Here is a 3,827-nt window from a genome sequence, read left to right on the forward strand (position 1 = left end):
TACAAAATACTAACAAAAATGTATCTATTAACGATAAACGGAACGAAGTGAGCATTAAGGAAGTGACAGATTCACTTATCCCCCTACTTCCCCTCCACAAACCGCCCATACTCCTTCAAAAACCGCAGCTTCATCATCCCAACAGGTCCGTTTCGATGCTTCGCCACATGAATTTCTGTAACATCCTTGTTTTCCGTTTCCTTATCATAATAATCCTCCCGATACATAAGCATAATGACATCCGCATCCTGTTCAATTTGTCCTGTCTCCCTTAGGTCAGACAAAAGCGGGCGCTTATCATGACGCGCCTCTACCGCACGGGACAGCTGCGATAGCGCAACTACACATACATTCAAATCACGAGCCATCAGCTTTAACTTACGAGAGATTTCACTCATTTCTTGAAACCTGTTTCCCTTATATGGCGAATCACCTGTAATGAGCTGTAAATAATCAATAACAACAAGTAATTTTTTATCTGCATGCTTTCGTCTCAGCTTTCGTACTTGCATCCAAATGTCTTGCATTGTAATACCTGCCTTATCGTAAATCTCTAAGGGCAGATCTCCGATTTCCGCAAACGCCCGGCTTGTTTTCTCCCAGTCTTCTATCGCAAAACGATGCTTCGGGTTTTTCAGCCTCTTCCCTGATACCTCGCCTAGACAGGAAACCATCCGTTTTAGCAGTTGCTTATTGCTCATCTCCAAAGAAAATAGCCCAACCGCTGCATCCGATTTTGACGCATGAAGCGCAATATTTAAGGCGAACGCCGTTTTTCCCATAGAAGGCCGGGCTCCAATCACAACAAAGTCGCCTTCCTGCAAACCGCACGTCATCTTGTTTAAAGCTGAAAAGCCAGTCTCAATCCCTATAAGCTCTTCTGTATCTTGGTGAAGTTCTTCATACAGACCGACTAACGTGTCCTTCAAATCAAAATCTAATGTACGATCTACCTCTTCCAGTTCACAAAGCGTTGTAATCTTCTCACCGATGATTTTCTCATCCTTCTCCGCAAGAAGCCGCTCACACATGCTGTGCGCCGCACTTCCCGCACGATTCATTTTCCACGCACCCCAAACAAGCCCCTCATAATAGGAGAAGTTGGCAGTAGTTGGAACACCCTCGATTATATTTACAAAGTATTCAATACCGCCAATCTGTTCCAAAAATCCAGGCTCCATTTTTGAAACAAGCGTAACAAGATCAAGCGGCTGTCCCTCTTCCTCTATTTTCCGTATCAACTTGAATATTGCTTGATGCATAGCCGTAGAAAAGTGCTGCTCGGTCAGCCTACACTCCTTAATCAGTGCACCATCAAGAAGCAAAGATCCTAGTACCGTTTGTTCAGCCTCGACGTTTTGAATGCTCATGGACGCCACCCCTTCTCCTGTAAGAACTTCTGCAGCTCTTCTTCAGACGGTACATTTTTCTCCCACTCTTCACACTCCTCCAGAAACTGCTTCGTCTCATGCATAATAGACGGTTCCTTCTTCCTGAACTTCACTGCTGCTTCCTCTACTTCAATGAGCTTCCTATATCCCTTTCCGTGCCAATCTCGTAAAATGCCCTTCACGTAAGCAAGCGTCCGCTTATTATTTTCATGCGCAATCTGGAGTGCTTTCAGTACAAGCTCCTCTGACAAATCTGCCATCCATTCACTTAATTCATCCGCAGTATAAGGCGACAAACTACCGAAGTTTTGTTCATAAAACATAAATACACTGCTTCCTGGCTCCGCCTCTTCTACTTCCCCATCCGTTTCACCACTTTCAAAAATCTCTTGAGGAATAACCACAGATGCTTCACTTGGCATTCCAAAATACTCTAGTAATAGCGGAATATTCAGCTCTTCCTCCAAACATTTTTGCAAGAACATATGTACAAACTTTTTGCTTTTCACAGTCTTTAACTCACGAAGTACACATTTCTCAACGTTCGTATTCGTAACGGGGTTATAGCGCACCCAATTTCCGATGTATAATTCCTTCGTTTCTGCATCATATTGTATTTTTCCATATTCAATAAACCGCTGCAGTAACTTCTCAACAGTCTCTCTGTTGTAGCCTGTTTCCATTTCCGCTAAACGCTTCGGCAATGGATAAATGCCGCATTGCGTCGTTTTCGAACATGTCAGCAAGTATATATAAAAGTATCGCTCCTCCGGCGTTAAATCGAGTACAAAATCATCCTGCCAAAAGTTCACCTGTACATTCCGGTATACTGCCATATATATTCCTCCCGTCTTTGACGGCAAATATAAAATTGCCGCTTCTTTCATACATATAGAGATTGAGGAGGAAATTGGGCAATTAATTTTAAAATTTTTTTTACTACTACGATGTTATTTTTTTAATGAATTGTTGTAGTAGTTGTTTTTGTTTTGTTTTTGTAATGATTTATTACTTGTAAGGGGCTTGGTAGGGGCTTATAAGGGGCTGTTATTTAAATTATTTTTACTATGATCGACTAATAGTGAGCGGAATTCATTTCACATAAACAAATAATAATGCTGTTTAAAAAGAAAGACGTTCATCAAGTGGTTTCTATACTTAATGAGCGTCTTTCTTTTTACAAATACATATTGATATGTCTATAAGGGAAATGAGTAAAAAATTAATCATTCAATCTCAGTCCCCATTAATAAAAAAATCAAGTTATTTATTACGCTAATTTGTTCTTAGTTAGATGCAATTAAATGGACATAAAGCATCATCATAAAGATGATTTTTTTACTTAACGAATCTTTTGTTCCCTTTCACATGAACCAGAGAGACTAATATTTTCTGTCCGTTTCACCCATTCCCCAACCAAACTCTCGAATAGCTCAGGTTGTTCAATTTGCAAATTATGACCTGCCATATCTAAAACTGCAAATGTTGCTCGTGGGTAGTCTTCAATGATTTCTAATAAGTCTTGATAACCTACAACTATATCTTGCCGTCCAGCGAGTAAAAGAACTGGTTTTGAGTATTTTTGTTCATTTACATTGGATGATAACCTATAATTTTTTTGCAGATTTTCAACAAACTCAGTATTGGTTACTGTAAGCCCTGGCTTGATCTCTTCTTTATATCGATTGTACGTATATTCGTTTGCTATCACTGCCAGTTCACAAAATTCCTGTCTTTCATCTGACGAAAGACTACTTAAAAACTTGTCATCCCTTATAATCATATTATAACTTGGAACAGTTCTTGCTTCATGCTCTGCAATTATAACGGGACATATTAGCAATAACCCATCAATTCGGTGAGGCATTTTTGACAGCATCGCCCTAGATAAATATCCACCATACGATTCTCCCGCAAGCAGGAAGCTTTCATCAGGAATAATCTTTTCTATACATAAAGTTAAGACATCTAATAATATATCAGAACTATTTATCCAGTTAGGGGCATTCGATTTTCCCATACCTGGTAAATCAATATAAATACGCTTATAACCCGTATGTTTATGAAATACTGATTCCATACATCCCATCATAAGCCTATGATCAGGAGAACAACCATGTAACATAATTATAGGTTTTCCCTCGCCAATTATTTCATAATATATTTCTGCGTCTCTAATATGGCATATCATGAAAACTCCTCCTCATTTTTTAATCAATCTCTTTAGAAACAAAAAAGTTTTTCTGCTTAATGTCTTCATTTCACTAAATCTAAAAGGTCAAGTTACAATCAATACGGTTTCGTCTTAATAAATTAAATCTTCATTATATAGGGGCTAAAAAAGAACACTGTACACACTTACTAGAATATACGTTCTTATTGTATAACACTCCATAAATAACCGACAACTCTGATTGTTCGAACAAAACATTCTTA

The 3,827-nt window shown here is 38.8% G+C and carries 3 protein-coding genes; all 3 read right to left on the reverse strand.

Annotation, left to right across the window (positions count from 1 at the left end; genetic code table 11):
- Positions 1 to 83 precede the first annotated feature (83 nt).
- Positions 84 to 1,370, reverse strand: coding sequence for a replicative DNA helicase (dnaB, locus tag V7183_RS01515; RefSeq protein ID WP_335358477.1), 1,287 nt, complete (start codon positions 1,368 to 1,370; stop codon positions 84 to 86).
- The gene (locus tag V7183_RS01520) at positions 1,367 to 2,227 is read right to left on the reverse strand and encodes a DnaD domain-containing protein (protein ID WP_335358478.1); all 861 of its coding nucleotides are present in this window, start codon (positions 2,225 to 2,227) and stop codon (positions 1,367 to 1,369) included. Before V7183_RS01520 ends, dnaB begins: the two co-directional genes overlap by 4 nt.
- 506 nt (positions 2,228 to 2,733) lie before the next feature.
- Positions 2,734 to 3,582, reverse strand: coding sequence for an alpha/beta fold hydrolase (locus V7183_RS01525; RefSeq protein ID WP_335358479.1), 849 nt, complete (start codon positions 3,580 to 3,582; stop codon positions 2,734 to 2,736).
- Between the last annotated feature and the right edge of the window lie 245 nt (positions 3,583 to 3,827).

It is taken from the genome of Bacillus sp. JJ1127 (genome assembly GCF_036965845.1).
Lineage (GTDB): Bacteria > Bacillota > Bacilli > Bacillales > Bacillaceae_G > Bacillus_A.

Bases quoted from the DNA above. Each gene is read 5' to 3' on its own strand.
- dnaB (WP_335358477.1), bottom strand. From the start codon at position 1,370: ATGAGCATTCAAAACGTCGAGGCTGAACAAACGGTACTAGGATCTTTG.
- V7183_RS01520 (WP_335358478.1), bottom strand. From the start codon at position 2,227: ATGGCAGTATACCGGAATGTACAGGTGAACTTTTGGCAGGATGATTTT.
- V7183_RS01525 (WP_335358479.1), bottom strand. From the start codon at position 3,582: ATGATATGCCATATTAGAGACGCAGAAATATATTATGAAATAATTGGC.